The following is a 2,135-nucleotide window of genomic DNA, read 5'->3' as shown; positions in this document are numbered from 1 at the left end:
GACGAGGGCCCCGTTGCCGGGGGCGATCCCCTCCGCGCGCGGGATCGAGGTGTCCAGGTTGGTGGCGACCCAGGTGGCCCCGGCGCGCACGGCGTACGCGGCCTCCGCCAGATCGGCCCAGCCGAGACCGGGGTCGAAGCCCTGGATCACCGCGTCGGGACACTGCGCCGCGGACGCGACCACCTCGTAGCCCCGCTCCTCGACCACGGCGCGCAGGTACGCCGAGCCGACCACGAGCACCCGGCCGGTCCGGCGGCCGAGCGTCTCCTCGAGCAGGTCGACGCCCGCCGGTGCGGAGCCGAAGACCTGCCCCGCCTCCGCGGGCACCCCGAGCGTGCGGAGATGCTCGGCCACGGACTCCGGCGCGCGAGAGGCGTTGTTCGTCACGAACCCGACCGGCACGCCGCGTTCCTGCAGCGTCGACAGCGTCTCGACCGCCCCGGCGATCGCACCGTCTCCGGCGTACACGACGCCGTCCAGGTCGCACAGCAGCCCGTCGTGACCGTCGAAGAACGTGGTGCTCACCGCTCGTCTGCCTCCGGGGCCTCGAGGTCGTCGAACAGCGACAGCTGGTTCGGGTCGACCTCGTCCGGCGTGTCGACGGCGGCCGGCGGCTCCGCGACGGCCTCTTGTCGGGGCACCAAGGTCGGCTCCGCGGCGGCCTCCGGCTCCTCGGCCGGGGATCCGTCCGCCGTCGGCTCCGCACCGGCCTCGGCCGCATACCGCTCGTGGCGCCGTTCGCGGGGGGACGGGCGGCGGTTCCGGGGGTCCTCGACCGGCTCGGTGTCCACGTCGATGATCTCTGGGTCCGCGAACCCGCCCACGCCGAGGGCCTTCTCCGCGACGCGCACGGCACGCGCCCACAGCCGAGCCTCGTCGCGGCGCCCCAGGGCGAGCAGCACGTCGGCCTGGCGCTGGAACAGCCGGGGAGAGAAGGGGTAGCCGCGCCGACGGTCCAGTTCCGGGATCTGCAGGGCCTCATGGGCACCCTGGAGGTCGCCGGCGTCCTCGCGGATGCCGGAGACGACCATGGCCAGCTCGGCCCGCGCCGCGCGGTCCAGACGCGAGGCATCCACCTCGGCGGCCAGCTGCAGGGCCTTCTCCGTGCGGCCGAGGGCACGCTCGCTGTCCACCTGCGCGGCGATGTGGGTGTCGTCGCCCGTCATGCGCCGGTAGGTGCGGAACTCGCGCAACGCGTCGGCGTACTCCCCCGCCGCGTAGGCGGTGAGCGCGACGGCCTCGCGCACGCGTGACAGGCGGCCGCCCTTGCGGGACGCGGCGAGGGCGTGCTGGAACGCCAGCGTCGGGTCGACGTCCAGGTAGCGACCGGCCATCACCAGGTGCTTGGCGACCCAGCTGGCAGCACGCTCGTCAAGGCCGTTGATCTCCTTGAGCGTGCCGCGGTCGAGCTCCTTGCCCGTCACGTCCGGGTCGATGTCCGGGGAGCGCTCCTGGTCCGCACGATTCGCCGCTCGGAGGTCACCGGGATTGTGCGCGGGTCGTTCGGCGCGGTCCTCGCGACGAGGGCCCGTCGGCGCACCGCGGCGCTCGGGCCGCCCGCCATCCTGGCCCGGGCCGCGCCGGCGGTCCTCGGAGGTGGGGCGGAAGCGACGCCGCGCGCCGTCGCGACCGAACTCCTCGCGACGCGGGCCACGGTCACCGGCCCCGTCCTGACGACGCGGACCGTCTGCGGAGCCACGACGACGGTCCTCGTGAGGCCCGCCGGAGCGGCGCCGGTCACCGGCACCGCTGCGAGGACGTCCGTCGCGGTCTCCACCACGACGCCGGCCATCACCACCACGGGGCCCGCGGCCCTCGGAACCACGGTCCTCGCGGCGCTCTCGGGGGGTGTCCTCAGCCATGGTGTCCTTCCTGGGCGTCACGCCGCGATGATCCGCGGGAACGCAGTCTCTGTTCCTCATGCGCCGGCCTCACGGCCGGGTCCTCAGGAGACCAGGCTAGTGCCCGGAGCCTGTGGCGGACCGTCCTCTCGGAGAAACAGTCCAGAAATGCGGGAAGGGCCTCGCACCAACAGTGCGAGGCCCTCCCTCAAAAAATGTCCGGCGGCGACCTACTCTCCCACAACCTCCCGGTTGCAGTACCATCGGCGCTGTGGGCCTTAGCTTCCGGGTTCG

2 protein-coding genes and 1 rRNA gene are annotated in these 2,135 nt (G+C 74.0%); all 3 read right to left on the bottom strand.

The features are described 5' to 3' along the window. The coding region (locus tag D8M29_RS11410) for an HAD-IIA family hydrolase (protein WP_370450173.1) at positions 1-525 on the bottom strand (525 nt) is incomplete at its 3' end. Next, positions 522-1,862: a hypothetical protein gene (locus D8M29_RS11405; RefSeq protein ID WP_095347580.1), complete on the bottom strand. Its 1,341-nt coding sequence runs from the start codon at positions 1,860-1,862 to the stop codon at positions 522-524. The genes D8M29_RS11410 and D8M29_RS11405, both read right to left, overlap by 4 nt. 196 nt (positions 1,863-2,058) lie before the next feature. Beyond that, positions 2,059-2,135: ribosomal RNA gene (gene rrf, locus D8M29_RS11400) — 5S ribosomal RNA — on the bottom strand; the annotation flags it as partial.

Source organism: Micrococcus sp. HSID17227, assembly GCF_003989405.1.
In the GTDB taxonomy this organism is placed as follows: domain Bacteria; phylum Actinomycetota; class Actinomycetes; order Actinomycetales; family Micrococcaceae; genus Micrococcus; species Micrococcus luteus.
The sequence above is the reverse complement of the archived record's forward strand: the minus strand, read 5'-3'. Positions and strand labels throughout refer to the sequence as shown.

Bases quoted from the DNA above. Each gene is read 5' to 3' on its own strand.
- D8M29_RS11405 (WP_095347580.1), bottom strand. From the start codon at position 1,862: ATGGCTGAGGACACCCCCCGAGAGCGCCGCGAGGACCGTGGTTCCGAG.